Annotated in this window: 25 protein-coding genes; 15 read left to right on the top strand and 10 right to left on the bottom strand. The window is 71.4% G+C overall.

The genetic code is table 11. The features are described from left to right. Positions 1-171: 171 nt before the first annotated feature. Positions 172-2580: an MMPL family transporter gene (locus ACWGKQ_RS05820; protein ID WP_453290761.1), complete on the top strand. Its 2409-nt coding sequence runs from the start codon at positions 172-174 to the stop codon at positions 2578-2580. Between the two features lies 1 nt (position 2581). On the opposite strand, the gene ACWGKQ_RS05815 is transcribed toward ACWGKQ_RS05820, so the two are convergent. The 10 genes from ACWGKQ_RS05815 to ACWGKQ_RS05770 form a co-directional block, all read right to left on the bottom strand. Beyond that, positions 2582-3169: a Uma2 family endonuclease gene (locus ACWGKQ_RS05815; RefSeq protein ID WP_453290613.1), complete on the bottom strand. Its 588-nt coding sequence runs from the start codon at positions 3167-3169 to the stop codon at positions 2582-2584. 90 nt (positions 3170-3259) lie between these two features. Beyond that, the gene (locus tag ACWGKQ_RS05810; RefSeq protein ID WP_453290612.1) at positions 3260-4000 is read right to left on the bottom strand and encodes a TetR family transcriptional regulator; all 741 of its coding nucleotides are present in this window, start codon (positions 3998-4000) and stop codon (positions 3260-3262) included. 9 nt (positions 4001-4009) lie between these two features. Continuing rightward, complete coding sequence (locus tag ACWGKQ_RS05805; RefSeq protein WP_453290611.1) at positions 4010-4504, bottom strand: thiol-disulfide oxidoreductase DCC family protein; 495 nt, start codon at positions 4502-4504, stop codon at positions 4010-4012. Further along, positions 4501-4908: a hypothetical protein gene (locus ACWGKQ_RS05800; protein WP_453290610.1), complete on the bottom strand. Its 408-nt coding sequence runs from the start codon at positions 4906-4908 to the stop codon at positions 4501-4503. The genes ACWGKQ_RS05805 and ACWGKQ_RS05800 overlap by 4 nt, the downstream gene beginning before the upstream one ends. A gap of 94 nt (positions 4909-5002) precedes the next feature. Then, positions 5003-5413 (bottom strand): VOC family protein, encoded by a 411-nt coding sequence (locus tag ACWGKQ_RS05795; RefSeq protein WP_453290609.1) that lies wholly within the window; start codon positions 5411-5413, stop codon positions 5003-5005. Between the two features lie 130 nt (positions 5414-5543). Next, positions 5544-6323 (bottom strand): succinate dehydrogenase iron-sulfur subunit, encoded by a 780-nt coding sequence (locus ACWGKQ_RS05790; protein WP_046729767.1) that lies wholly within the window; start codon positions 6321-6323, stop codon positions 5544-5546. After that, positions 6323-8077, bottom strand: a complete 1755-nt coding sequence (gene sdhA, locus ACWGKQ_RS05785) for a succinate dehydrogenase flavoprotein subunit (RefSeq protein WP_453290608.1) — start codon at positions 8075-8077, stop codon at positions 6323-6325. The genes ACWGKQ_RS05790 and sdhA overlap by 1 nt, the downstream gene beginning before the upstream one ends. A gap of 19 nt (positions 8078-8096) precedes the next feature. Then, positions 8097-8576, bottom strand: a complete 480-nt coding sequence (locus ACWGKQ_RS05780; protein WP_351714984.1) for a succinate dehydrogenase hydrophobic membrane anchor subunit — start codon at positions 8574-8576, stop codon at positions 8097-8099. A 5-nt stretch (positions 8577-8581) separates the two neighbouring features. Further along, positions 8582-8962 (bottom strand): succinate dehydrogenase, cytochrome b556 subunit, encoded by a 381-nt coding sequence (gene sdhC / locus ACWGKQ_RS05775; protein WP_043406142.1) that lies wholly within the window; start codon positions 8960-8962, stop codon positions 8582-8584. Positions 8963-9152: 190 nt separating this feature from the next. Continuing rightward, positions 9153-9701 carry a 2-oxo-4-hydroxy-4-carboxy-5-ureidoimidazoline decarboxylase gene (locus ACWGKQ_RS05770; RefSeq protein ID WP_453290607.1) on the bottom strand — a complete coding sequence of 183 codons (549 nt, stop codon included), beginning with the start codon at positions 9699-9701 and terminating at the stop codon, positions 9153-9155. A gap of 155 nt (positions 9702-9856) precedes the next feature. On the opposite strand from ACWGKQ_RS05770, the gene ACWGKQ_RS05765 reads away from it, so the two are divergent. From ACWGKQ_RS05765 to ACWGKQ_RS05700, 14 genes are all read left to right on the top strand, one after another. Then, positions 9857-11524 carry a beta-N-acetylhexosaminidase gene (locus ACWGKQ_RS05765; RefSeq protein WP_453290606.1) on the top strand — a complete coding sequence of 556 codons (1668 nt, stop codon included), beginning with the start codon at positions 9857-9859 and terminating at the stop codon, positions 11522-11524. A 115-nt stretch (positions 11525-11639) separates the two neighbouring features. Next, positions 11640-12407 carry a DUF4328 domain-containing protein gene (locus ACWGKQ_RS05760; protein WP_453290605.1) on the top strand — a complete coding sequence of 256 codons (768 nt, stop codon included), beginning with the start codon at positions 11640-11642 and terminating at the stop codon, positions 12405-12407. Between the two features lie 90 nt (positions 12408-12497). Continuing rightward, positions 12498-12983, top strand: coding sequence for a hypothetical protein (locus tag ACWGKQ_RS05755; protein ID WP_453290604.1), 486 nt, complete (start codon positions 12498-12500; stop codon positions 12981-12983). An 87-nt stretch (positions 12984-13070) separates the two neighbouring features. Further along, positions 13071-13628 (top strand): hypothetical protein, encoded by a 558-nt coding sequence (locus tag ACWGKQ_RS05750; protein ID WP_453290603.1) that lies wholly within the window; start codon positions 13071-13073, stop codon positions 13626-13628. A gap of 95 nt (positions 13629-13723) precedes the next feature. Beyond that, a complete protein-coding gene (locus ACWGKQ_RS05745; RefSeq protein ID WP_453290602.1) occupies positions 13724-14134 on the top strand; it encodes a hypothetical protein in 411 nt (136 codons plus the stop codon). A 98-nt stretch (positions 14135-14232) separates the two neighbouring features. After that, positions 14233-15705 carry a DHA2 family efflux MFS transporter permease subunit gene (locus ACWGKQ_RS05740; protein WP_453290601.1) on the top strand — a complete coding sequence of 491 codons (1473 nt, stop codon included), beginning with the start codon at positions 14233-14235 and terminating at the stop codon, positions 15703-15705. Between the two features lie 160 nt (positions 15706-15865). Then, the gene (locus tag ACWGKQ_RS05735; RefSeq protein ID WP_453290600.1) at positions 15866-16462 is read left to right on the top strand and encodes an RNA polymerase sigma factor; all 597 of its coding nucleotides are present in this window, start codon (positions 15866-15868) and stop codon (positions 16460-16462) included. Between the two features lie 72 nt (positions 16463-16534). Then, the gene (locus ACWGKQ_RS05730) at positions 16535-16771 is read left to right on the top strand and encodes a hypothetical protein (protein WP_453290599.1); all 237 of its coding nucleotides are present in this window, start codon (positions 16535-16537) and stop codon (positions 16769-16771) included. Between the two features lie 211 nt (positions 16772-16982). Then, positions 16983-17726, top strand: a complete 744-nt coding sequence (locus ACWGKQ_RS05725) for a hydrolase (RefSeq protein WP_453290598.1) — start codon at positions 16983-16985, stop codon at positions 17724-17726. 654 nt (positions 17727-18380) lie between these two features. Then, positions 18381-19211 carry an FAD:protein FMN transferase gene (locus tag ACWGKQ_RS05720; protein WP_453290597.1) on the top strand — a complete coding sequence of 277 codons (831 nt, stop codon included), beginning with the start codon at positions 18381-18383 and terminating at the stop codon, positions 19209-19211. Next, entirely contained in the window at positions 19208-20647 is a 1440-nt protein-coding gene (locus tag ACWGKQ_RS05715; RefSeq protein ID WP_453290596.1) for a ferredoxin reductase family protein, read from the top strand. The genes ACWGKQ_RS05720 and ACWGKQ_RS05715 overlap by 4 nt, the downstream gene beginning before the upstream one ends. Positions 20648-20693: 46 nt before the next feature. Further along, entirely contained in the window at positions 20694-21224 is a 531-nt protein-coding gene (locus tag ACWGKQ_RS05710; RefSeq protein WP_453290595.1) for an FMN-binding protein, read from the top strand. 500 nt (positions 21225-21724) lie between these two features. Next, positions 21725-22387, top strand: coding sequence for an RNA polymerase sigma factor (locus ACWGKQ_RS05705; protein WP_453290594.1), 663 nt, complete (start codon positions 21725-21727; stop codon positions 22385-22387). Beyond that, positions 22387-23424 (top strand): hypothetical protein, encoded by a 1038-nt coding sequence (locus ACWGKQ_RS05700; RefSeq protein ID WP_453290593.1) that lies wholly within the window; start codon positions 22387-22389, stop codon positions 23422-23424. Before ACWGKQ_RS05705 ends, ACWGKQ_RS05700 begins: the two co-directional genes overlap by 1 nt. The last annotated feature ends 254 nt before the right edge of the window (positions 23425-23678 follow it).

Raw genomic sequence — 23678 nt, 5'->3', positions numbered from 1 at the left:
CCAGTATCGGCGCCGCCACCGACAGCGGGGGTCGCGCAGCTTTGGAGTTCCTTGAGAGTCATGCGCGCCCCGTGTCCCGGCGCGCGGCCGGCATCCAATCCTGTTGCCCAGGACCTGGGGGACCAACCGACCGAAGTGATCTACGACAAGGAGCTGTTGAGCGTGACGGCATTGGCACGGTGGTGCTATCGGCACCGGCTGGTGGTCCTGTTGCTGTGGGTGGGGGCACTCGTCGGCGTGGGCTTCTCGGCCTCGGCGGCGGGCACGAACTACGCGAACGTGTTCTCCCTCCCCGACACGGACTCCAAGAGCGCGTACGACCTGATGGAGAAGGCCTTCCCGAACACCTCCGGTGACACGGACACGGTGGTGTGGAAGGTCGACAGCGGCTCGGTGCGGGACCAGGCGGTCCAGGACCGCGTCCGGCCGGCCCTGGACACGATCGCGAAGCTGCCCGGCGTGGGCGCGGTCACCAGCCCCTACGCCGGCGCCCGGGGGTCGGCGCAGATCAGCAAGGACGGCACGATCGCCTACGCGCAGCTGACCTTCACCAAGCGCGCGAACGAAATCCCCAAGGAGCAGGTGCAGAAGGTCCTCGACACCGCGCAGGCCGCCGAACGGGGCGGCCTCCAGGTCGAGTTGGGCGGCCAGGCCATCCAGCGCGTCCAGGAGCCGCCGCAGGGCCTCTCCGAGATGGTCGGCATCATCGCGGCCGCCGTCGTGCTCTTCCTGGCCTTCGGCTCGTTCTTCGCGATGACCCTGCCCATCGCGATCGCCGTCTTCGGCGTCGGCATGGGCCTGTTCTCCACCCAGTTGCTCAGCCACACCACCGACATCCCCGACATCGCCCCGCTGCTGGCCTCCCTGATCGGCCTCGGCGTCGGCATCGACTACGCCCTGTTCATCGTCACCCGGCACCGGCGCGGCATCCTGCGCGGCCTGGACCCCGAGGAGTCGGCGGTCACCGCCCTCAACACCTCCGGCCGGGCGGTGCTGTTCGCGGGCGGCACGGTCTGCATAGCCCTGGCCGGCATGCTGGTCACGCGGCTGCGCTTCCTGGACGGCGTGGTGATCGGCACGTCCCTCACGGTCGTGCTGAGCGTCCTCGCGGCCACCACCCTCCTCCCGGCCCTGCTCGGCTTCCTCGGTCCGCGCGTCCTCAGCCGCCGCCAGCGCCGCCGGCTGGCCGCCGAGGGCCCCGAGCCGGAGAGGGCGAGCGGCCTGGCGGCCCGCTGGTCGGCGAACGTCGAGAAGCGGCCGAGGCGCATCGCCGCGATCGCGGTGGTGGTCATGGCGGTCCTCGCCATCCCGGTCCTCTCGCTCCGCCTCGGCGCCACCGACCAGGGCAACGACGACGCGTCCACGACCACCAGGAAGGCCTACGACCTGCTCGCCGAGGGCTTCGGGCCCGGCTTCAACGGCCCCCTCCAGGTGGTCAGCGTCGGCGGCGACACGGCGAAGCTGGTCCAGGGACTGCAGTCGGCCCCGGGGGTCGCCCAGGTCGCCGAGCTGCCTCCGTCCCAGGGCGTCACGGTCATCCAGGTGGTCCCGACCACGTCCCCGCAGTCCAAGGCGACGGACGACCTGATCGACACGATCCGCGACCGGGTGATCCCGAAGGCGGGCGCGCAGGCCCACGTCGGCGGGGTGACGGCGGTCTCCAAGGACTTCGCCTCCGTCACCGGCGACCGATTGCCCCTGTTCATCGCGACGATCATCACGCTGGGCTTCCTGCTGCTCCTGGTCGCCTTCCGCTCCCTGGTCGTCCCGCTGACGGCCGCCCTGATGAACCTGATCGCGGCGGCGGCCTCCTTCGGCGTGCTGGTGGCGGTCTTCCAGTGGGGCTGGGGCCTGGACCTGCTGGGCCTCGGCAAGGAGGGCCCGATCAACGCCTTCCTCCCGGTCATCATGCTCTCCCTGCTCTTCGGCCTCTCCATGGACTACCAGGTGTTCCTGGTGAGCCGGATGCACGAGGAGTGGGTGCACACGAAGGACAACGCGCGGGCGGTCCGGGTCGGCCTCGCGGAGACCAGCCGGGTCATCAACAGCGCGGCCCTGATCATGGTCTGCGTCTTCCTGGCCTTCGTCCTGAGCGGCGACTCGGGCGCGGCGATGGCGGGCGTGGGCCTTGCGGCCGCGGTCGCCCTGGACGCCTTCATTCTCCGTACGGCCCTGGTCCCGGCGGCGATGCACCTGCTGGGCCGCTCCAACTGGTGGCTGCCGGCCTGGCTGGACAGGCGGCTCCCGCACCTCGCGGTGGAACCGCAGGAGACGGCCGCCCCGGAGCCGGCCGGGCCCACCGGCCCGGCCACGGCGATCCACGGCTTCGTCCGCACACCGGACGGCGACCCGCTGGAAGCGGCCTCGGTCACCCTGATGTCCAAGGGCGGCCGCCAACTGGACCGGGTGACGTCCCTGGCGGACGGCTCCTACATCGTGTCGGTACCGGCGCCCGGCGCGTATCTGCTGGCGGTGACGTCATCGTCGTACGGCTCGAAGGCCCGGCATGTGACGGTGGCGGAGGGGCCGGTGGTGTACGACGTGGAGCTGGTGGAGGGGGAGGTGGACGCGGTCAACTAGCTCAGCTGAGCCCGGCTTTGAGGATTCGCTCGACATCCAGTACAACCTTGCCGCCCACGGACTCGGGGAGCGTGACGAGCTCCCCGGGGCTGTGGATCCCGTGGTGGCCGTATCGACCCCCGGCTGGATCGGTCAGTACGTGGACGCGCTGGTGCTTGCGGTCGACAATGACGTAGACGGGGATCCGGGACTTGGCGTAATAGGTGACCTTGACCTGTAGATCGGTCTTCCAGTTACTGGACGTGACTTCCATCACCAGGCGGAAGCACGTCGGGTCGTAGCAGCTGTTCTCCACCAGGTGATCGCGGTAGTCGTCGTCGACCACCGAGAGATCAGGGATCGCGTAGTCCTCGGGGCCGCTGGGCAGCCAGAGACCGATGCCGGGAAGCGCCCGCACCAGGCCCAGATTCATGAACGGGGCGGCGAACAACATCAGGGCCTCGGAGTGAGGGCCGTCCGGTGCGGGGCTCACGAGAATCTGGTCTCCGATGATCTCGACGCGGAGGCCCGGAATGCTCTCCATGATGTGGTTCGCTTCGGCGATCAGCGACCACTCCTTGTGCGGCCGCTCGACAGCTGCTGCGGACATCACGTGCCTCCCATGGGCTGGTGTCGAGAGCATCATCGTAGGCACGGGGCACCCTCGGTGTCCCGTTCGATACCGTTCACCCGAAAGTGATCACTGGCCTTTCGCCTTGACCGCTGGATCCGGCAGTACCCGCGTCATCCCCGGCAGGAAGTCCGTGAACAGCTCGTGGACCTCCAGGACCAGCGGCCGCAGCACCCGGAACCGCGCGAGGGACACCCCCCGCGCGGTCAGCCGGGCCCCCCGTTCGGCGAGCCGGTAGCTGCGCTCGCTGTCCTCGGTCCGGTCGAAGATCCAGTACAGGACCAGGCCCATCTGCGAGAGCCACATCAACTCGGGCAGCACGTCCCGCAGTTCGGGGGCGACCTTCGTCTTCGCCCCGGCCAGCACCTCGCGGTGCACGCGGATCGCCTCCTCGCGCGCGTGCTCGCTCTCCGGGGAGAACGGGCTGAGCGGGCTGTCGGGATCGGCGGCGTTCTTGAAGAAGTGGACCGCGAACTCGTGGTACGGCCGGGCGATGTCCAGCCACACCTTCAGCACCCCCGTGAGCCTCGCCTCCAGGTCGGTCTCCCGTTCCAGGACCTCGCGGACCGCCAGCCGGTGCTCGGCGGCGAGCTGGTCGTAGAAGCCCTGGATCAGGTGTTCCTTGCCGGCAAAGTAGTAGTAGGCGTTGCCGACGGAGACCCCGGCCTCCGTGGCGATGGCCCGCATGGTGGTCTTCTCGTAGCCCCGCTCCCGGAACAGCCGCATCGCCGTCTCCAGGATCAGCGCGCGGGTCTGCTCGGACTTGCTCTGGGCACCGGCCTCGACGGGACCGTCGTTCTTCGCGGACACGGACAGAGCCTAACGAGTGGCGCAGGCGCCGCCGGCACAGCCCGGCGGGTCGTAGATCCACCCGATACCGGGCTCGTACAGCCACCCGTCCTCCCGCCGGAAGGACTTCCCGCTGCCCTGGCCGCCCCGCCACCAGGAGGCGGCGAGCACCGCGCCCCGGGCCAGCCGGGCCCCGGCCGGCGTGCTCAGCCGGTGGGCAAGGGGCCGCTGCTCCCGCAGCGCCCACAGCACGACGATCCACGCGGCGGTGTCCCGGTAGACCTGTCCCGAGTCGCCGACGACGGTGACCTCGTCGAAGGTGGCCGAGTGATCGAGGTCGGGGAAGCGGGCCCGGGCCTCGTCCGATCCGGCGGGCACGAGGGTGAGCGGGACCAGCTGCGGCTGCCGGACCAGCCAGTCGCGCAGGTGGGTGCAGAGGGAGCACTCGGCGTCGTAGAGCACGGTGAGCCCGTGGACCGGGACGCGCACGGCGCCCCGGTCGGCGGTCGCGGTCACGGTGCTCACGCCCCGGCCGCCGGCGCGGTCCAGCCCTGCGGCGGGACCGGCGGGAGCTGTTCCTTCTCCATGATCCCGCGCCGCCGTATCCGGTTGAGCACGTAGACGTTGCCGAGGTGCATCACGCCGAGCACCAGCAGCACGACCCCGAGCTTGGACGACAGTGCCTCGAAGATGCCCCGGGTGTCCTCGATGGTGTCGCTGGTGTGCAGGTAGAGCGCGACGAAGCCCAGGTTGACCAGGTAGAAGCCGACCACCAGAAGGTGGTTGACGGCGTCGGCGAGCTGCTCGTTGCCGTGCAGGACGTCGGAGAGGAAGATCCGCCCGTTGCGGCTGAGCGTGCGGGCCACCCAGATGGTCAGACCGATGCTGACGACCAGGTAGATGACGTAGGCGATGACCGTGCGGTCCATGCCCCACCCCTTCTTGAACGCGTTCAAAACGCTGACAGGGATGACTGTAGACCTGCTTTTGAACATGTTCAACTCGGCCGCGAAGTGACCCCGTTCACCCTCGCCGCGCCAGCTCCGGCCGCTTGCTGTAGTCCGTGAAACCGAGGATGTTGCCCCAGGGGTCGGCGACCTCGACGGTCCAGCCGGTGGCCACCGAGAACGGCTCGTCGAGCACGGCGACCCCGGCCTCCTTGAACCGCCGGGCCGCGGCCCGGGCGTCCGGCACCTCCAGCCACACGCGCGGCGAGGCCCACACCGCCGGCCGGTGCCCCAGCCCCTCCTCGGCCCGCAACAGGATCCCGGGCGTCTCGCCCCCGACCTTCAGCAGGGCGATGCCGCCCTCGTCGAACCGGAACCCGACCGTGAACCCGGCCCGCTCGTAGAAGGCGACGGCGTCCGCGAGCCTCCCGACGGGCATCACCACATTGTCGAACCCGAGCAGTTCGTACGACTCGTCATCTGACATACCGTCAGGTTAGAACCGCGCACCCGCACCGGCGGCCGACACGCGGAAGGGGCCCGCAAGCGACGAGGGGCCGTTCCTCCCGTCGCTGGGAAGGAACGGCCCCTCGTGGGGTTGCCGGTGCGGCGTCCGGTCAGAAGCGGCGCGTGATCAGCGCCCGCTTGACCTCCTGGATCGCCTTGGTGACCTCGATGCCGCGCGGGCAGGCGTCCGTGCAGTTGAACGTCGTGCGGCAGCGCCAGACGCCGTCGCGGTCGTTCAGGATCTCCAGGCGCTGCTCGCCCGCCTCGTCACGCGAGTCGAAGATGAAGCGGTGCGCGTTGACGATGGCGGCCGGACCGAAGTACTGGCCGTCGTTCCAGAACACCGGGCACGACGAGGTGCACGCGGCGCAGAGGATGCACTTCGTGGTGTCGTCGAAGCGCTCGCGGTCCTCGGCCGACTGGAGACGCTCGCGCGTGGGCTCGTTCGTGTCCTTCGTGATGAGGAAGGGCATGACGTCCCGGTACGCCTGGAAGAACGGCTCCATGTCCACGACCAGGTCCTTCAGGACCGTGAGGCCCTTGATGGGCTCGACCGTGATCGGCTTCTCGGGGTTGATGTCCTTGATGAGGGTCTTGCAGGCAAGACGGTTCTTGCCGTTGATCCGCATCGCGTCCGAGCCGCAGATGCCGTGGGCGCAGGACCGGCGGAAGGTCAGCGTGCCGTCGACGTCCCACTTGATCTTGTGGAGGCCGTCGAGGACGCGCTCCTTCGGGTCGATCTCCAGCTGGAAGTCTTCCCAGACGGCGTCCGCGGAGACCTCGGGGTTGAAGCGGCGGACCCGGAAGGTGACCGTGATGTACGGGGAGTCGGCGAAGCCGGGCTCGGGCTGGCCGGCCGCGTCCGCCTTGTCCAGAACGGGGGTTGCCATCAGTACTTACGCTCCATCGGCTGGTAGCGGGTCTGGACGACCGGCTTGTAATCGAGACGGATGGACTCGGTGCCGTCGTCGCCCACCTCGCGGTACGCCATGGTGTGGCGCATGAAGTTGACGTCGTCGCGGTTGGGGTAGTCCTCGCGGTAGTGACCGCCGCGGGACTCCTTGCGGGCCAGCGCGGAGACCGCCATGACCTCGGCGAGGTCGAGCAGGTTGCCCAGCTCGATCGCCTCCAGCAGGTCCGTGTTGAACCGCTTGCCCTTGTCCTGGATCGAGACGTTCTTGTAGCGCTCGCGCAGCTCCGCGATCTTCTCGACCGCCGTCTTGATCGTCTGCTCGGTGCGGAACACCATGACGTTGGCGTCCATGGTCTCCTGCAGCTCCCTGCGGAGCGTGGCGACCCGCTCGTTGCCCGTCGAGGTGCGCAGCTGCTCGATCTGGGAGACGACGAACTCGGCCGGGTTCTCCGGGAGTTCCACGTACCCGTGGCCGTGCGCGTACTCGGCGGCCGCGATGCCCGCCCGGCGGCCGAACACGTTGATGTCCAGCAGCGAGTTGGTGCCGAGGCGGTTGGCGCCGTGCACCGACACGCAGGCGACCTCGCCGGCGGCGTACAGGCCGGGGACGACCGTCGTGTTGTCGCTCAGCACCTCGCCCTCGACGTTGGTCGGGATGCCGCCCATCGCGTAGTGCGCGGTGGGCTGGATCGGGATCGGGTCCGTGTACGGCTCGATACCGAGGTAGGTGCGCGCGAACTCGGTGATGTCCGGGAGCTTCGCGTCCAGCTGCTCCGGCGGGAGGTGGGTGAGGTCGAGGTAGACGTGGTCGCCCTCGGGACCGCAGCCGCGGCCCTCCCGGATCTCCGTGTAGATGGACCGGGACACGACGTCACGGGACGCGAGGTCCTTCATGACCGGCGCGTACTTCTCCATGAAGCGCTCGCCGTCCTTGTTGCGGAGGATGCCGCCCTCACCGCGGGCGCCCTCCGTCAGCAGGATGCCCATGCGCCAGATGCCGGTCGGGTGGAACTGGAAGAACTCCATGTCCTCCAGCGGCAGCCCGCGACGGTAGACCGCCGCCTGGCCGTCGCCCGTCAGCGTGTGCGCGTTGGACGTGACCCGGAAGAACTTGCCGGTGCCGCCGGAGGCGTAGATGACGGCCTTCGCCTGGAAGACGTGGATCTCGCCGGTCGCCAGCTCGTACGCCACGACACCCGCCGACCGCTTGACGCCGTCGACCTCGGTCATCAGCTGGTCGAGGACGTAGAACTCGTTGAAGAACTCCACGCCCTCCTTCACGCAGTTCTGGTACAGCGTCTGGAGGATCATGTGGCCGGTGCGGTCGGCCGCGTAGCAGGACCGGCGGACCGGCGCCTCGCCGTGGTTGCGGCTGTGACCGCCGAACCGGCGCTGGTCGATGGTGCCGTTCGGCGTCCGGTTGAACGGCAGGCCCATCTTCTCCAGGTCGAGGACGGCGTCGATGGCCTCCTTCGCCAGGATCTCGGCGGCGTCCTGGTCGACCAGGTAGTCACCGCCCTTGATCGTGTCGAAGGTGTGCCACTCCCAGTTGTCCTCCTCCACGTTGGCCAGCGCGGCGGCCATGCCGCCCTGCGCGGCGCCCGTGTGGGAGCGGGTGGGGTAGAGCTTGGTCAGGACCGCGGTGCGGCTGCGCTTCGTCGACTCGATGGCCGCGCGCATGCCCGCGCCGCCGGCGCCGACGATGACGGTGTCGTACTTGTGGATCTTCATGATTCTCGCAGCCCCGTGCCTAGCGGATGTTCGGGTCGAAGGTGAAGATCACCAGTGAGCCCAGCAGGATGGTGAACACCGTGGCCGTGTAGAGCAGGCCCTTGAGCCAGAGCCGGGTGTTCGCGCGCTCCGCGTAGTCGTTGATGATCGTGCGCAGGCCGTTCGCGCCGTGCAGCATCGCGAGCCACAGCATCAGCAGGTCCCAGACCTGCCAGAAGGGGCTCGCCCAGCGGCCGGCCACGAACGCGAAGCCGATCTTCGACACGCCGCCGTCGAGCACCAGCTGGATCAGCAGGTGGCCGAGGACCAGGACGACCAGCACGACACCGGACAGGCGCATGAACAGCCACGCGGCCATCTCGAAGTTGCCGCGGGTGGAGCGCGGGGTCTTCTTGGTGCGCTTGCGCGGGGCCTCGATGAGGGGGGCCGGGTTGTCCACGTTGAAGAGCGGGGCGCCTTCGACGGGGCCGACGCCGGCGGTGGTTTCAGTGGTCGACATCTGCGTCAGCTCCCGAACAGGACACGAGCGGCGTGGCCGAGAACGGGGTAAATGGCCCCGGCCATCAGGACGACCCAGACACCGACGACCGTCCAGAGCATCTGCTTCTGGTAGCGCGGGCCCTTCGACCAGAAGTCGACGGCGATCACACGCAGGCCGTTCAGGGCGTGGAAGAGGATGGCGGCCACGAGGCCGTACTCCAGCAGTGCGACGATCGGCGTCTTGTACGTGGCTACGACCTTGTCGTAGTCCTCGGGGGAGACGCGGACGAGAGCGGTGTCCAGCACGTGAACGAACAGGAAGAAGAAAATGAGGACGCCGGTGACTCGGTGAGCCACCCAGGACCACATTCCTTCCCGGCCGCGGTACAGCGTTCCAGCCGGCACGGAAGTCCCTCCGGGAGCGGGGATTGGGGCCGCGCCGGCTTGTGCTGTCGGTCGGGCCCGGCCGGGTACGGTCCACCGGCCCCCAGCATCGTAGCGATGCGCTAGCGCTGGGCTTACGCCGGGCCTACCGGTGTGATCAAAGTGGCACGCGTATGGGTTAGCCGTGCGGCATCTGGGGTGGGGTGTCCTGTTATTTGCCGGGTGCGGGCCGTGCGTGGCTGGTCGCGCAGTTCCCCGCGCCCCTTAGGTAGGACACCAGCCGTTCGCTTGCAAGGCGGCGTAGCTCCTCCGCTGCGATGACTCGTTCCTCCTCCGGATCGTTTGTCAAACGTGACCGGATGCCCTCCAGGACGCGGTCCAGGGATTCGGCGGGAGGGGTGTCGCCCAGGTAGATGACGAAGACGTGGCCGAATTTGGCCTCGTAGGCCGCGTGGGCCGCCGTCAGGGCCGTGTGGGCCGCCGAGTACGTGTCCGCGGGCAGCTCCGGGAGGCACTCGCCCGCCAGGGCCTCCGACAGGTCCGCCGGGGACAGGTCGTACGCCGCCTCGTCGGCCGCCGCCAGGAGGGACTCGACGTCGGGGTAGGGGCGGTGGTCGGCGATCCGGTGGGACCAGCGCAGGCTGTGCAGGCAGTGCAGGAGCAGCGCGCCGGCCTCGTCGTCGGGGGCGGCGTTGAAGGCGTCCAGCGGGGTGGGGAGGTGGGGCAGGCGGTGGGCGGGCAGCGTGGGTCCTCGTGTCACGTGCGGTGTGGCAGGGGATGCTGTGAGAGATGTGTCGTTGACGTTATCGAGGACGTTCACGGTGTGTCCGTCGGTTGCCTGAATTTCACCCGAACGGGAGAGTTTCGGATTGAGTCGGTGACGGCTGTGCGGCGGGTGCGTCGTAAGTTGTAGCTGTGAGCCAGCACAGGCGCAGGCCGTCGACACGAGAGGCCGCGCGGAGGCGGGCGGTGGTGGTCGCCGCGGCCTTCGCGGGGACCGTCGCGCTCGCCGCGGGCATCGGCGTGTGGGCCTCCTCGGGCGGCGGTGACGGCGGGAGCGGCACCGGAGCGGCCCGGCAGTCCTCCGGCAGCGCGTCGGCGGCCTCGTCCGCGGGGCGCTCCGCGGCGGCGACCCCCGGTCCCACCCGCAGCTACCCCCTCTCCCAGGCCCCCCGCACCATCCCCGCCGTCCGCTCCCACACCGCCGCCCGCGGCCCCGGCTGGCGCCCGCAGCGGGGCGGCCGGGTCGTGGTGAGCAACGCGGCGCTGGTCGACGAGGGGCGGCTGACGGCGGGCGAGCTGGGGCTGTCGTACGCTGGGCAGAAGGGCGCGGACGACGACGTCAGGCCGGGAGACCTGCGGCTCGACCTCGGCGGCAGCGGGGACCCGGAGTCGTACACCATGACCGTGCGCGGCGGGTCGGTGCGGATCAGCGGGCCCGGTGACGCGGGCGTCTTCTACGGCACCCGGACGCTGAAGCAGGAGGTGCACGGCGGCGGTACGGCCCCGGAGGGGGTCGTGCGGGACCAGCCGGCCAAGCCGCAGCGCGGATTCATGCTGGACATCGCGCGCAAGCCCTTCACCGCCGGCTGGATAGAGTCCCGGATACGAGAACTCGGCGACCTGAAGTACAACGAGCTCGGGCTGCACTTCTCCGACGACCAGGGCTTCCGCATCGAGTCCGACACCCACCCCGAGATCGTCTCCCGGGACCACCTGACCAAGGCGCAGGTGAAGGAGATCGTCGCGCTCGCCGCCGCCCGGCACATCCAGGTCGTGCCGGAGATCGACTCGCCGGGACACCTCGGCGCGGTCCTCGCCGCCCACCCGGAGCTGCAACTGCGCAACGCGCAGGGCGTGCCCACCAAGGGTGCCGTCGACATCTCGAAGGACGCCTCGGCGAAGCTCGTCGACGACCTGCTCGACGAGTACGCCGACCTGTTCCCCGGCTCCTACTGGAACCTCGGCGGCGACGAGTACCAGGCCCTGACCGTCGCCGACCCGCAGACCTCCTACCCGCAGCTGGCGGCCGCCGCCCGGCAGGCGTACGGGGCCGCGGGCACCGTCGCCGACCTCACCACGGGCTGGCTCGACGACCGCGCCGACACCGTCCGCGCCCACGAGCGGACCATGCGGGTCTGGAACGACGGCTTCCTGAGGGGCACCTCGGTGCAGCCCGCCGAGGACCTCCAGGTCGGCTACTGGACCGGCAAGGAGAACGGCGCCCGGCAGCCCGTGGAGTACCTGAGGGCGGGCCGCAAGGTGCTCAACTACAACGACGAGTACCTGTACTACGTGCTCGGCGAGCCCAACGCCTTTGTCTATCCGACCGGGCAGCGGATCTACGAGCAGTGGATCCCGCGCATGCTGCGCGGCACCTCTGCCGTGGCCGCGCGGTACGAACCCCAGGTCCTCGGCGGCTCCTTCGCCGTCTGGTGCGACCTCGCGAACTCCCAGACCCAGGACCAGGTCGCGGCCGGCATCCGGATGCCGCTGCGGGCCACGATCCAGAAGCTGTGGGACCCGGGCAACCCGACGATGTCCTGGACGGACTTCAAGAACCTCGCGAACCGGCTGGGCTGACCTGGGGGGCGAGGTAATACGGGTGGACGTCCGGCGGTGACGGGCCGTATGTTCCGCATTCCGCGCGCGGGCCTGGGGAGGGCTCCGTGCACTGCCGCGTCCCGGGGGAACCGTCTTGATCTGCGCCCGCTGCCACCACTTCGCCGCCGCGCCCGGCGCCACCCTGTGCCACCGCTGCCTGGGCGACTCACCGGAGCCGGCCCCGGTCTTCGGAAGCACACCGGGGCAGTGGCTGCGCTCGCCGGTGGGCCTCGGCTGGGCCGCCGTCGTCCTGCTCGGGGTGGTCGTCGCCGCCGACCTGTTCGCCGTCTGGGCGGACTTCCTCCAGTACGACGCCACCGGCGCGCTGGCCGACGGCGAGACCGGCGCCGCCGCGTTCCGCCGGGCCGACCGCGCCGACCGGCTGCTGGGTGTCGCCGCCGGTGCCCAGGCCGGCTCGCTGATCGCCTGCGCGATCGTGTACCTGACCTGGTTCCAGCGGGTGCGGGCCAACGCCCAGGTGTTCAACCCGCTCGGGCACCGCAAGTCGCCGGGCTGGGCGATCGGCGGCTGGTTCGTGCCGGTCGTGAACCTCTGGTACCCGCACCGGATCACCCTCGACATCTGGGACGCCAGCACCCCCTGGGGCACGACCCGTTCGCACACCCTGGTCAACGCCTGGTGGACGCTGTGGCTGGCCTCGCTGTTCGCCGACCAGATCGCGACGACCGTCTCCGGCGACGACGCCGAGGGCGCCGCCCAGGTCCGCGACGGCGCCCTGCGGCTGATCGCCTCGGACTCCCTGGACATCGCCGCCGCCGTGCTCGCGATCCTGGTCGTGGTGCGGCTGACCCGGATGCAGCACGAGAAGGCGCTGGCGGGCACCGCCCCGGCCGCGCTCTGACGCACGGCCGTCCGCACGCCCGCACGCGTCTGGTGTGCCCCCGTATGCCCGTGGTGTATTCGGCACGGGACCACTGACTGGGGGACGGACATGGGCTACTGGGGATATCTCGTCGTCGGCCGGGGCGAACCGCCGTCCGCCGGGGGCGCCTTGCGGACCTCGGGCCCCGACGGCTGGCGGGTGTGGCAGTACGACAGCCCGGGCGCCGACGTCGGCAGCATGAACGCCCTCGCCGCGCGCACCGGTTCGCCGGCGCTGTTCGGCTATGTGATGGACGGCGCCTGCGTGGTCGTCGAGGCGGCGGCGCCGGAGAGCGGCGGCTGGACCACCTGCCTGGGCCGGGCGGCCGCGGCCCGCTTCCTGGCGGCCGACGAGCGCGGCCTGTCCCTGGAGGACTACTTCCTCGACCCCCGCGACGCCGCCGAGCGTGCCGTGGCCTGGGCCGTCGAGGCCGGGCACGCCGTGACCGCCGAGGCGCTTCTCGCCGCACTGACCGCCGACCCCGACCCGGACGCACCGTTGGCTGAAAACCCTTTCTTCGGACTCCTCCGGGTCCTGGGTGTCCTGCCTGTGTGACACTGCCGTACCGTCGCACGCAGTCGGGGAAAGTACGGGCTCCGTGCATGTCGGACCTTGGTATGTACCGTTTCTGGGAGGCGTGGGATGAGCCTGGTGGAGCTGATCGCTCAGGCCGATGAACGCGGACTGGCCGCCAGTGGGTTGGCCTGTTTGGATCGGTGCGTGCCGCTGCTCGGCGGGGACGACCTGGTGCTGCGGCCGCTGTGGGCGAGCCTCGCCGACGGCTCCGACTGGAGTGCCGGACTGGAGAAGGCGCGCGGCTCGCTAGGCGCCGGCGAGGCGACCGGCGACCGGTCCGGCGAGGCCGAGGTGCTCGCCCGGCGGATGCTCGACGCCGCGCCCGCGTCGCAGGAGGCCGCCGGCATCCGCCTGTGGGCCGACGGCTGTTCCGTCGCCTCGCTGCAGATCCACCGGCTCCTCGACCCCGCCGAGGACGCCGCGCCCTCGGTGGACAGCCGCCGCGAGGGCGGCACCGAGGGCATGTCCCCGCTGGTCGCCGCCGAACTGCGCCGCCAGGTCACGGTGCTCGAACTGCTCGCGGGGCACGGCGCGGCCGGGCTGCGCCGCGCGCTGGACGTCTCCACCGAGGGCCGCCGGGTGCTGCGTGCGGTGGTGTCCCGCCGGGCCCGCGGGCTCGGGTGAACCATTCGTGAGGGCGGTGCGCGGGTCCTGCGCCAGTTGCGGGAACAGCGCCGAATCCGGGTGACGAAACCGCCGCCGGCCTGGATCTTCCCTATGTGACAGCCCACTACGTGACACCCCACCACGGGACAGCGCAGCAGCAGACCAGGCCGCACGCCGCCGCCAGACCGGCCCGGTGGGCGGCGGACGCGGTGGCGATGATCCGCGAAGGCGCCCGGGTCCGGCTCGACTACTCGGCGCCGAGCCTGTGGCGGGTCGACCGGGTGATCGAGGAGATACGCCGGGAGGGCGCGCCGTACGACGCCGTGCGGGACATGCTGCGCGGTCTCGGGGCCTACGCCGGCGAGGTGATCGTCCGTCATGCCGGCGCCGAGTGGTGGGCGTCCGGCGGCGACCACTGGATCCGCACCCCCGACGGCCGGCTGTGGGACCCCATCGACGAGGCCCGGCGCTGCTACGGCGGCCACGGCTCGCTGCGGCTGCTCTGCCTGGACGCGCTGGGGTAGCGGCGCCGGGCCGCCCCGTCGCCGTCGCCGTCGGCAAAAACACCGTAATAAGAGACGCGGGCGTTCCCAAGTGGTCGGCGGGGGAGCACGATTGGCCCATGGCCGACAACCGACGCTGGTGGGCTCTGGTCGTCATCGCACTGGCCCAGCTGATGGTCGTGCTCGACATGACCATCGTCAACATCGCGCTCCCCTCCGCCCAGGTCGCTCTGCACATGTCCGACGGCAACCGGCAATGGGTGATCACCGCCTACACCCTCGCCTTCGGCGGACTGCTGCTGCTCGGCGGCCGGATCGCCGACCTCGCCGGCCGCAGGGTCGCGTTCATGACCGGCCTGGTCGGCTTCGCGGCCGCCTCCGCGCTCGGCGGGGCCGCGGTGAACCAGGGGATGCTGTTCGGGGCCCGGGCCCTGCAGGGCGTGTTCGCCGCGCTGCTCGCCCCGGCCGCGCTGTCGCTGCTCACCACGACGTTCACCGACCCGAAGGACCGCGGGAAGGCGTTCGGCATCTTCGGCGCCATCATCGGCGCGGGCGCCGCGGTCGGGCTGCTCGCCGGCGGCTTCCTCACCCAGTACCTGGACTGGCGCTGGTGCCTGTACGTCAACGTGCCGATCGCACTCGTCGCGTTCGCCGGCGCCCTGGTCCTGCTGCCCGGCGGCGGCCGCCATCCCGACGCCCGCCTCGACGTCCCCGGCGCCCTGCTCGGCTCGGCCGGCATGCTCGCCCTGGTCTACGGCTTCTCCGAGGCGGAGTCCCGGAGCTGGACCGACGGCCTGGTCCTGACGCTGCTGATCGGCGGGGTCGTCCTGCTCGGCCTCTTCGGGTACTGGCAGACCCGCGCCCCGGTCCCGCTGCTCCCGATGACCGTCGTACGGGACCGGCAGCGCATCGGCGCGTTCCTCACCGTGCTGCTGGTGACCGTCGGCATGTTCGGCGTCTTCCTCTTCCTGACGTACTACATGCAACGCGTCCTCGGCTACTCGCCCGTGAAGACCGGCGTCGCCTATCTCCCCATCACCGTCGGCATGGTCACCGGCTCCACCCAGGTCGCCGCCCGGCTGCTGAACAGGGTCCCGCCCCGCGCGCTGATCGTGCCCGGACTGCTGCTGGCGGCCGGCGCGCTGGCGCTGATAGCCCAGGTCGGGGTCGAGCCGGCGTACGCCTCGCACATCCTGCCCGGCATGCTGATGCTCGGCCTCGGCATGGGCACGGCGATGATGACCTCCCTCTCCCTGGCCACCGGCAACGTCGCCCCGCGGGACTCGGGCGCGGCCTCGGCCACCTTCAACACCGCCCAGCAGGTGGGCGGTTCGATCGGTACGGCACTGCTCAACACCATCGCCGCGAGCGTCACCACCCGGTACGCCACCGCGCATGCCGCGAGCATCCCGGACAAGACGCTGCTGGCGGCGAAAGCCGCGGTGCACGGCTTCAACGTGGCCACCTGGTGGGCGATGGCCGCGCTGCTGCTGGGCGCCCTGATCGCCGGGGTGGTCGTGAACGCGGGCCGGGCACCCACCCCGCAGGCCGCGCAGGAACGCACCCCGGAACCGGTGGACTCGGCCGGCTGAGCCGCCGCCGGCTGTGACCTTCCTGTGTGACATTTCCGTGCGGTGCGGCGCTGGTGATCGTAAGAGCCGTGCACACCACCGCAGATGATGCACGGCCCGGCACCGCACGGGTTCGGGTTCGGCCGAGCCCGGTCCGCACTCGGCACGGACGAGGTTCGCGTTGGGCCAGGGAGGGGAAACCCGCGTACAGGCGTACGACGGCGAGCTCGGCGCGGCCGTGGCGCGCGCCCAGGAGGGTGACGAGGCGGCCTTCGCGGTCGCCTACCGGCTGGTGCAGCCCGGTCTGCTCGGCTACCTCCGCGGGATCGTCGGGGACGACGCCGAGGACGTGGCCGCCGACGCCTGGCTGGAGATCGCCCGGGACCTGGGGCGGTTCCGGGGCGACGGGGCCGGTTTCCGGGGCTGGACGGCGACCATCGCACGGCACCGGGCCCTGGACCATCTGCGCCGGCAGCGGGTACGGCCCCGGCCGTCGGCGCCGGAGCACGACCTGCTGGACCTGCCGTCCCGCCACAGCACCCACGACCAGGCGCTGGAGGCGCTCTCCACCGAACGTGCCCTGGAACTGGTCCGCTCGCTGCCCCGCGACCAGGCCGAGGCCGTGCTGCTGCGGGTGGTGGTCGGCCTCGACGGCCCGGCCGCGGCCCGGGTCCTCGGCAAGCGTCCGGGCGCGGTGCGCACGGCCGCCCACCGCGGGCTGAAGGCCCTGGCCCGGCGGCTGGGTGTCACGGACGGGACGACGGCGGAGCCGAACTGAACGCCGACCGCGGGTGACGGACGTCAGAAGGCGGTCACGACGTTCGGCCGCCGCAGAAGGAGGGACCGGGACATGGGTGAACGGCACAGCCACGACGCCGACCGCGGCCGTCGGCACGCACACCCCGGCGCCACGGTGCCCGACCCCGCCGCCCCGCCGCTGGAGGCCCTGCTCGCCGCCGCCCTCCGCGAGGACGGCGCCGACACCGCGGGCGAGCAGCGGGCGATGACCGCCTTCCGCGCCGCCCGCGACATCGGCGCGCACCGGGCGCGACCCCGGCGCCGGGACGACTGGCGGCCGTCCCGGTGAGAAGCAGCGTCTTGAGCAGCAGATTTCCGGCGAAACGGCAACCGATTCACGGACATTGGCAATTGCCTGGGCCTCGCCAGGTATGCGGGGGCACATGTCGGGGTGTGGAGGGGCTGTCAGCCGTCTGTGCAGGTAGTTCCGTGGCTACGATCCCCACGTCGCCCCAAAGGGGATGACAGACCCATACCCCACATTTCATAGGAGATGCCTCATGTCTCGTTTCGAAGGCAGGCGTTCGGTTCTGGCCGCTTCGGCCGCAGGCGCGGCGGCTGTGGTCGCGGGGGCGGGCACCGCGCGCGCCGCGTCGACCGGTGCGAGCCCGGCCGCCGCGCCGCGTCGCCACTGGGATCCGATCACCGCCAAGAACGCGGTCCTGCTGCTCGTCGACCACCAGCCCTCCATGCTCGGCGGCGTGAACAGCAACCCCACGACGACCGTGGTCAACAACGTGACGGCCCTGGCGAAGGTGGCCAAGCTGTTCGGCGTCCCGACCGTCCTGACCAACGTCCTGTCCAACCGGGGCGGTCAGATGATCTCCCAGATCCGCGATGTCTTCCCCGACCAGAAGGTGATCGAGCGCACCGCGATCAACGCCTGGGAGGAGGCCAACGTCGTCAAGGCCATACGCAAGACCGGCGCCCGCAAGCTCGTGGTCGCCGCGCTGTGGTCCGAGATCTGTCTGGTCTACCCCGCCCTGGCCGCGCTGGACGACGGGTACGAGGTCTACGCCGTCACCGACGCCTCGGCCGGCACCAGTCCCGAGGCCCACGACATGGCCGTCCGGCGCATGGTCGGTGAGGGCATCCACCCCATCACCTGGAACGCCGTGATGTGCGAACTGCAGCGTGACTGGACCCACGCCGCCACCGTCCCGGGCGCTGCGCAGATCAGCAAGGAGCACCTGGGAGCCTTCGGCGCCATCCTCGACCTCGAAGCCCAGCTCCTCGGCGGGTGACTGCCCGGTTCGGCCCGGTGACGAGTTGCGGCGAGGGGTGACCGCGTCGATGCCCTCCCAGCCGACCGGCGCTGCTCTTCGCCGCGTCGGCTCGCGCCGGCGCCGGAGCCGGGCGGCTCTGCGCACACCAGGAGCAGGGCCGACAGCCCGGCGGCCGGTCCTTACAGCCGCCGCACGGAGCTGTCCATGGGCCACAGCGCGACCGGCGGCTTGTCCACGGTGATCGAATCGCCGGTGCCCGATGCCTTGAAGAACGCGGCCTTCCGGCTCTCGTCACCGGCGTAGCCCGGCGCGCTCCCTCCTCGGCGCGGCCGGCATCCTGCACGCGGGTCCTCCCGACGGGCTCTCGGATCCGCGTCGGCACCCCGTTGCTCCGGGCCCGCGCCTCGGGCCCGTACATCTCAGGCGAATCTCAGCTTCGCGTGTGTGACGTCGCCGTGATCGTCCCTTGGAGCGTGCACGGGCGACCTGACCTGCCAGGTCGTCGACAGCAGGGACGGGGCCCGGGGCGGCGAGCCCCGGTCGCAGCCGGTGCTGCCTGAGATTCCTCTTTGAAATCGGCCGAAGTGCCCGTATCCGGCCTGATCTGAGAGCGAACTGAGAGGTCCGGTCGGCAAGGTGGGCGCACCCCCCCGCCGGCCCCCGAGGAGCCTCATGAGCAGCGTTCAAGGTCATGCCGACTCTGCGACCGACCTGTCCGCACGGCACGTCCATGTCGAACACGTGATGGGCACCGTCGTCTCCATCGATCTGCGCGACTGCGGCAAGGAGGAGGCCGCGTCGGGTGCCGACAGCGTGGTGCGCTGGCTGCACGAGGTCGACGCGCTCTTCAGTACCTACCGCCTGGACAGCGCCATCTCCCGTATCGGGCGCGGGGAGTTGAGGCCGGAGCTGGCGGGCGCCGAGGTGGAGTGGGTGCTCGGCAGGTGCGAGGAACTCCGCCGGGAGACGGCCGGGTACTTCGACGTGTGGGCGACGGGGGTCCTGGATCCGTCCGCCCTGGTGAAGGGCTGGTCGGTGCAGCGGGCCGCGGACACGTTGGTGGCGCGGGGGCTCACCGACTTCTGTCTGACGGCGGGCGGGGACGTCGTCAGCCGGGGCAGCCGCGGCACCGGCGGCAGCGGAGACGGAGACGGTCCGCCCTGGCGGATCGGGATCCAGCACCCCCAGGACCGTGGCGCCGTGGCCGCGGTGGTGCACGGCACCGACCTCGCGGTGGCGACCTCGGGAACGTACGAGCGCGGCGCGCACATCATCGACCCGCACCTGCGCACCGCCCCCAGCGGGCTGTTGTCCGTCACCGTCTGCGGCCCGGACCTGGGCACCGCGGACGCGTACGCGACCGCGGCCTTCGCCATGGGACGCGGGGCCGCCGACTGGACACTGACCCTCGACGGATACGAGGCGATGACCGTGCTGGACGACGAACGCGTGTATCTCACCCCGGGCTTCCCCCTGGCCGACCTGGCGGAGGAGTCCCGATGACCGCGCCCCGCCTCTCCCCGCAGCCTCCGCCCAAGCCGCCCGTCCGGCCGCGCAACTGGCCCCCGCCGTCCGTCCCCCCGTCCTCCCGGCACTTCGCACGGACGCCCCGCAAGTACCCCGCCCCCCGGCGCCCGCTCGTCGTCGACGCGCTGGCCGCGGCCGCCGGACTCGGCCTGGGCATCTCGCTCGCGCTCGGCATCGGCGCCCAGACCGTCAGCGCCCTGAACGCGCCGGGCGGTGTCGCCACCGCACTCGGTCGGGTCACCGGCATGCTCAGCGGCTACGCCATGGTCGTCGTCGTCCTGCTCTCGGCACGCATCCCCCCACTGGAACGCGCCCTGGGCCAGGACCGGTTGATCGTCTGGCACCGGCGGCTCGCGCCCTGGGGTCTGTACCTGCTGCTCGCCCATGCCGTGCTGATCACCGTCGGATACGCACGGGCGGCGCGGACCGGAATCCTGGCGGAGATCGGCCAACTGCTGTGGACCTACCCGGGCGTCCTGTCGGCCACCGTCGGCGGCGCCCTGCTGCTGGCCGCCGGGGTCACCTCCTACCGGCGGGCCCGACGCCGGCTGAAGTACGAGACCTGGTGGGCCGTCCACCTCTACACCTACCTGGGTCTCGGCCTGTCGTTCGTCCACCAGATCGACACGGGGGCGCCGTTCGTGGGGCACCCGCTGGCCACGGCCTGGTGGACCTCGTTGTGGGTGGGGACCCTGGTCGTCGTCCTCGCCTTCCGGGTCGGGCTCCCGCTGTACCGATCCGTCCGGCACGACCTGCGCGTCGCCCAGGTGTCGTCCGTGGGGCCGCACACCTGGTCCATCGTGCTCAGCGGTCGGCGGCTGGAGAAACTGCCCACGGCGGGCGGCCAGTTCATGATGTGGCGGTTCCTGCGCCGCGAGTTGTGGTGGCAGGCCCATCCCTACTCGCTGTCGGCCGCGCCCCAGGCGGATCATCTCCGCATCACCGTCAAGGAGCTGGGTGACCACAGCACGGCCCTGTCCCGGCTGACCCCGGGCACCAGGGTGGCGTTCGAGGGCCCGTACGGGGTCTTCACCGCCGACGCACGCCGGTCCCGGAACGTCCTGCTCGTCGGCGCCGGTGTGGGCACGACCCCCGTGCGCGCCCTCCTCGACGACCTGCCTCCGGACACCCATGTCGTCGTCCTGCTGCGCGGCAGTCACTCCCAGGACATCGCCCACCTGGACGAGTTCGAGCGCCTGGTCGCCAAACGCCGCGGTCTGCTGCACACGGTGACCGGTCCGCGGGAGGCGGTCCGGCTGGACGCACCGTCGCTGCACACCCTGGTCCCCGACATCGCCGGCCGGGACGTCTTCGTCTGCGGACCCGACGCTTTCACCCGCGCGGTCGTCGCCGCCGCCCGGGACACCGGGGTGCCCGCCGGCCACATCCACCACGAGGACTTCGCGTTCTGACCGCCCGCACCGGCCACAGCCCCCTCGACCCCCTCTGGAGAACCCCATGCGACGTGCCCCGATCGTTCTGGTCTCGACCGTGATCGGCACCACGGCCGTGCTGACGTTCAAGCCCCATGAGCTCACCCCGGCGATAGCGTCCTCGTCCTCCTCGTCCTCCTCGTCGACGAGCCAGGGCGCGACCGTCAAGAAGAGCGGCGCCACCACCACCGCCACCGGCGCGGTCGTCAGCACCCAGTTCGGCAACACCCAGGTGCAGGTCACCATCAAGAGCGGGAAGATCACGGACGTCAAGGCACTCCAGATCCCCAGCAACGAGCCCCAGTCCGTGCAGATCAGCAATGCCGCGGTGCCGACCCTGCGGCAGAGCGTCCTGGCCAAGCAGAGCGCCGCGATCGACACGGTCAGCGGCGCGACCTTCACCAGCAAGAGCTACGCCGCGTCCCTCCAGTCCGCTCTGGACAAGGCCGGCTTCAAGGCCGCCGACGGCTCCACCGCACCCACCACGGCACCCACCGAGTCCGAGGAACACGGACACGGCGGCGGCTTCGGCGGCCGGGGGCCCTTCGGCGGTTAGGGCCTGTCCGGCGGATCATGCCGCAGACGCGGGGAAGAGCCTCATGGAGGTTTCCGCGAACGTGAGGCCCGTCTCACCGGGCTCCGCCGTGGCCGAGGCGTCCGGCCCGCCGGTCACGCGCCGGTCGTGCCGGTCCCCGGGATTCGTGCGAAGCCCCGGCTCAGGGCGGGGAGACCGAAGCAACGGCCGGGGCCGCCACCCCCCACAGGAGAGGCCCCGGCCGTCGCGCGGCACGGGCCGCGCGGCGGCCCGTACTCTGTTCAGCGCCATGAGTGCGTTTTCTGTCACACCCCACGGCGTCACGAGTTAGTTGCACTTTGTACGGACGTGGACGGCGAACGGTTTCAGTGCGTAACGTGCAGTTCGCGCCGGGCCGCGGTGGACGCATGACCACCGCAACCATCCGCGTCCCGACTACCGCAACCATCAATTGAGGAACCACAACGGCGAGGACCACGTCCGCGAGAGCGGCGCCGGTTTAGGCGCAGAGTAGGTATCGGGTGCTGGGGGACGACGCGGAGTTGACCGCCGCGGTGCGTGCGGCACAGGACGGGGACGAGACCGCGTTCCGCATCGTCTACCGCGCGGTCCAGCCACGCCTGCTCGGATACGTCCGAACGCTGGTCGGTGACCCGGACGCCGAGGACGTCGCCTCCGAGGCCTGGCTCCAGATAGCCCGTGACCTCGACCGGTTCAGCGGCGACGCGGACCGGTTCCGCGGCTGGGCCGCCCGGATCGCCCGCAACCGTGCCCTCGACCACATACGGATGCGCGGCCGCCGCCCCGCGATCGGCGGCGACGAGACGGAACTGACCGGCCGGGCCGCCGAGTCCGACACCGCCGGCGAGGCCATAGAGGCACTGACCACGGACTCCACCCTCTCCCTCATCGCCCGGCTGCCGCAGGACCAGGCCGAGGCGGTCGTCCTCAGGGTCGTCGTGGGCCTCGATGCCAAGACCGCCGCCGAGACCCTCGGCAAACGCGCCGGTGCCGTCCGGACGGCAGCCCACCGGGGCCTGAAGAGACTCGCGGAGATGCTCGGCGCCGATCCGGAGAAGGCGGGCGTACTCGACGCGCTTCCGCCCCAGCGAGAACCGAATGAACGTGCGGTGACGTCCGCGAGTGTGACGCATACGCGTTCGCGGACGCAGAAGGACATGTGATGGCCGACGAGCGGTACAAGTGGCTGAACCGGGTGACGGCGGAACGTCTGCTGCGCGGTGAGTCGCTCGAAGCTGTCGACGCCTCCGCCCGTGACCAGGCAGAACGCCTCGCCGGGACGCTCGGCGCGCTCTCCGCGCCGGCCACGCCGGCCGCCGCCGAACTCCCCGGTGAGGAAGCCGCGCTGGCTGCCTTCCGCAAAGCGCGTGAATCCGCCGAGGACGCCCGGACCGGCCAGGACGCATGGTCCGCGCAGGGCGTGCGGCCGGGGACGCGCGGGCGGGGCGCCGACGCGGGACTCTTCCGTATCGGTGCCGGTTCCCGGCCGACCCGGGTCCCGGGCTGGGCCCGCCCGGCACGGCTCGGACTCGCCGCCGCGCTCACCGCCGGCATGCTCGGCGGGGTCGCGGTGGCCGCCGGCAGCGGAGTGCTGCCGACGCCGTTCGACGACAACCATCCCGGACCGGCCGCCACCGTCTCGGCAGCCGGTACCCCCGAACGCCCGCAGGGCACGTCCTCGCCGGAGTCCCTGCTCGGCGGCGAGACCGGCACGCCCACCTCCGGTGCCACCTCCGGCGGCGCCGGGCAGAGCTCGCCCGACCCGTCCGGCAAGCCCAGGAACCGCAGCACCCGTCCGCCCGGCATCTCGGCCGGCGGGTGGAGCGGTGCGCTGACGTCCTGCCGCGCGATCCAGAACGGCAAGCCGCTGGGCGCCGACCGCAAGCGCGCCCTGGAGGGCCTGGCGGGCGGCGCCGGCCGGGTGAACAAGTTCTGCAAGGCCGTCCTCGGCCCCGGCCCGAACGGCAAGGACGCCGTCTCCGGCGACGACAAGGGCGCTGACAACGGCGCGGACAACGGCGACAAAGGCCAGGGCGGCGGCGACGAGGACGGCCGGCCGGGCAGAGGCAACGGCGACGGCGGCGACAAGGGCAACGACCACCACCAGAACGGCGGGACCACACCCGCCCCGACCGGCTTCGCGCCCCTGCTGCCGAACCTGCCCGGCGCCTCGCCCAGCCCCACCTACAGCGTGCTTTGACCTTTACGCGTCGCTGTGACCTGCGGTTTTGGAAGTCCCTGAAGTTTTTTCCCGCAGGGTGTGACGTTTTCGGCGGCGGCGACGCAGTACTGAGTGAGCCGACTGGTCATCGGCCGTCGCACAGAGCCGGGGTTCCCCCCGTACCCGTGGCTCGTGCATCGGCGCGGGGGGGGGGCCGTGCCCCCGGGCCCCCCCCCCCCCCCCCCCCCGACCGCAGGGAACCCCGCCCCCACAGGAAACGGCCAGGTGGGCCG

The organism is Streptomyces sp. NPDC054770 (assembly GCF_053611985.1).
This window is presented reverse-complemented; position numbering and strand designations above follow the sequence as displayed.

Excerpts from the sequence above, each read along its gene's own strand:
- ACWGKQ_RS05740 (WP_453290601.1), top strand. The coding sequence starts at position 14,233 with ATGGCCGACAACCGACGCTGGTGGGCTCTGGTCGTCATCGCACTGGCC.
- ACWGKQ_RS05700 (WP_453290593.1), top strand. The coding sequence starts at position 22,387 with ATGGCCGACGAGCGGTACAAGTGGCTGAACCGGGTGACGGCGGAACGT.
- ACWGKQ_RS05710 (WP_453290595.1), top strand. The coding sequence starts at position 20,694 with ATGCGACGTGCCCCGATCGTTCTGGTCTCGACCGTGATCGGCACCACG.
- ACWGKQ_RS05800 (WP_453290610.1), bottom strand. The coding sequence starts at position 4,908 with ATGGACCGCACGGTCATCGCCTACGTCATCTACCTGGTCGTCAGCATC.
- ACWGKQ_RS05725 (WP_453290598.1), top strand. The coding sequence starts at position 16,983 with ATGTCTCGTTTCGAAGGCAGGCGTTCGGTTCTGGCCGCTTCGGCCGCA.
- ACWGKQ_RS05730 (WP_453290599.1), top strand. The coding sequence starts at position 16,535 with ATGGGTGAACGGCACAGCCACGACGCCGACCGCGGCCGTCGGCACGCA.
- ACWGKQ_RS05750 (WP_453290603.1), top strand. The coding sequence starts at position 13,071 with ATGAGCCTGGTGGAGCTGATCGCTCAGGCCGATGAACGCGGACTGGCC.
- ACWGKQ_RS05795 (WP_453290609.1), bottom strand. The coding sequence starts at position 5,413 with ATGTCAGATGACGAGTCGTACGAACTGCTCGGGTTCGACAATGTGGTG.
- ACWGKQ_RS05720 (WP_453290597.1), top strand. The coding sequence starts at position 18,381 with ATGAGCAGCGTTCAAGGTCATGCCGACTCTGCGACCGACCTGTCCGCA.
- ACWGKQ_RS05790 (WP_046729767.1), bottom strand. The coding sequence starts at position 6,323 with ATGGCAACCCCCGTTCTGGACAAGGCGGACGCGGCCGGCCAGCCCGAG.
- ACWGKQ_RS05715 (WP_453290596.1), top strand. The coding sequence starts at position 19,208 with ATGACCGCGCCCCGCCTCTCCCCGCAGCCTCCGCCCAAGCCGCCCGTC.
- ACWGKQ_RS05755 (WP_453290604.1), top strand. The coding sequence starts at position 12,498 with ATGGGCTACTGGGGATATCTCGTCGTCGGCCGGGGCGAACCGCCGTCC.
- ACWGKQ_RS05815 (WP_453290613.1), bottom strand. The coding sequence starts at position 3,169 with ATGTCCGCAGCAGCTGTCGAGCGGCCGCACAAGGAGTGGTCGCTGATC.
- ACWGKQ_RS05780 (WP_351714984.1), bottom strand. The coding sequence starts at position 8,576 with ATGTCGACCACTGAAACCACCGCCGGCGTCGGCCCCGTCGAAGGCGCC.
- sdhA (WP_453290608.1), bottom strand. The coding sequence starts at position 8,077 with ATGAAGATCCACAAGTACGACACCGTCATCGTCGGCGCCGGCGGCGCG.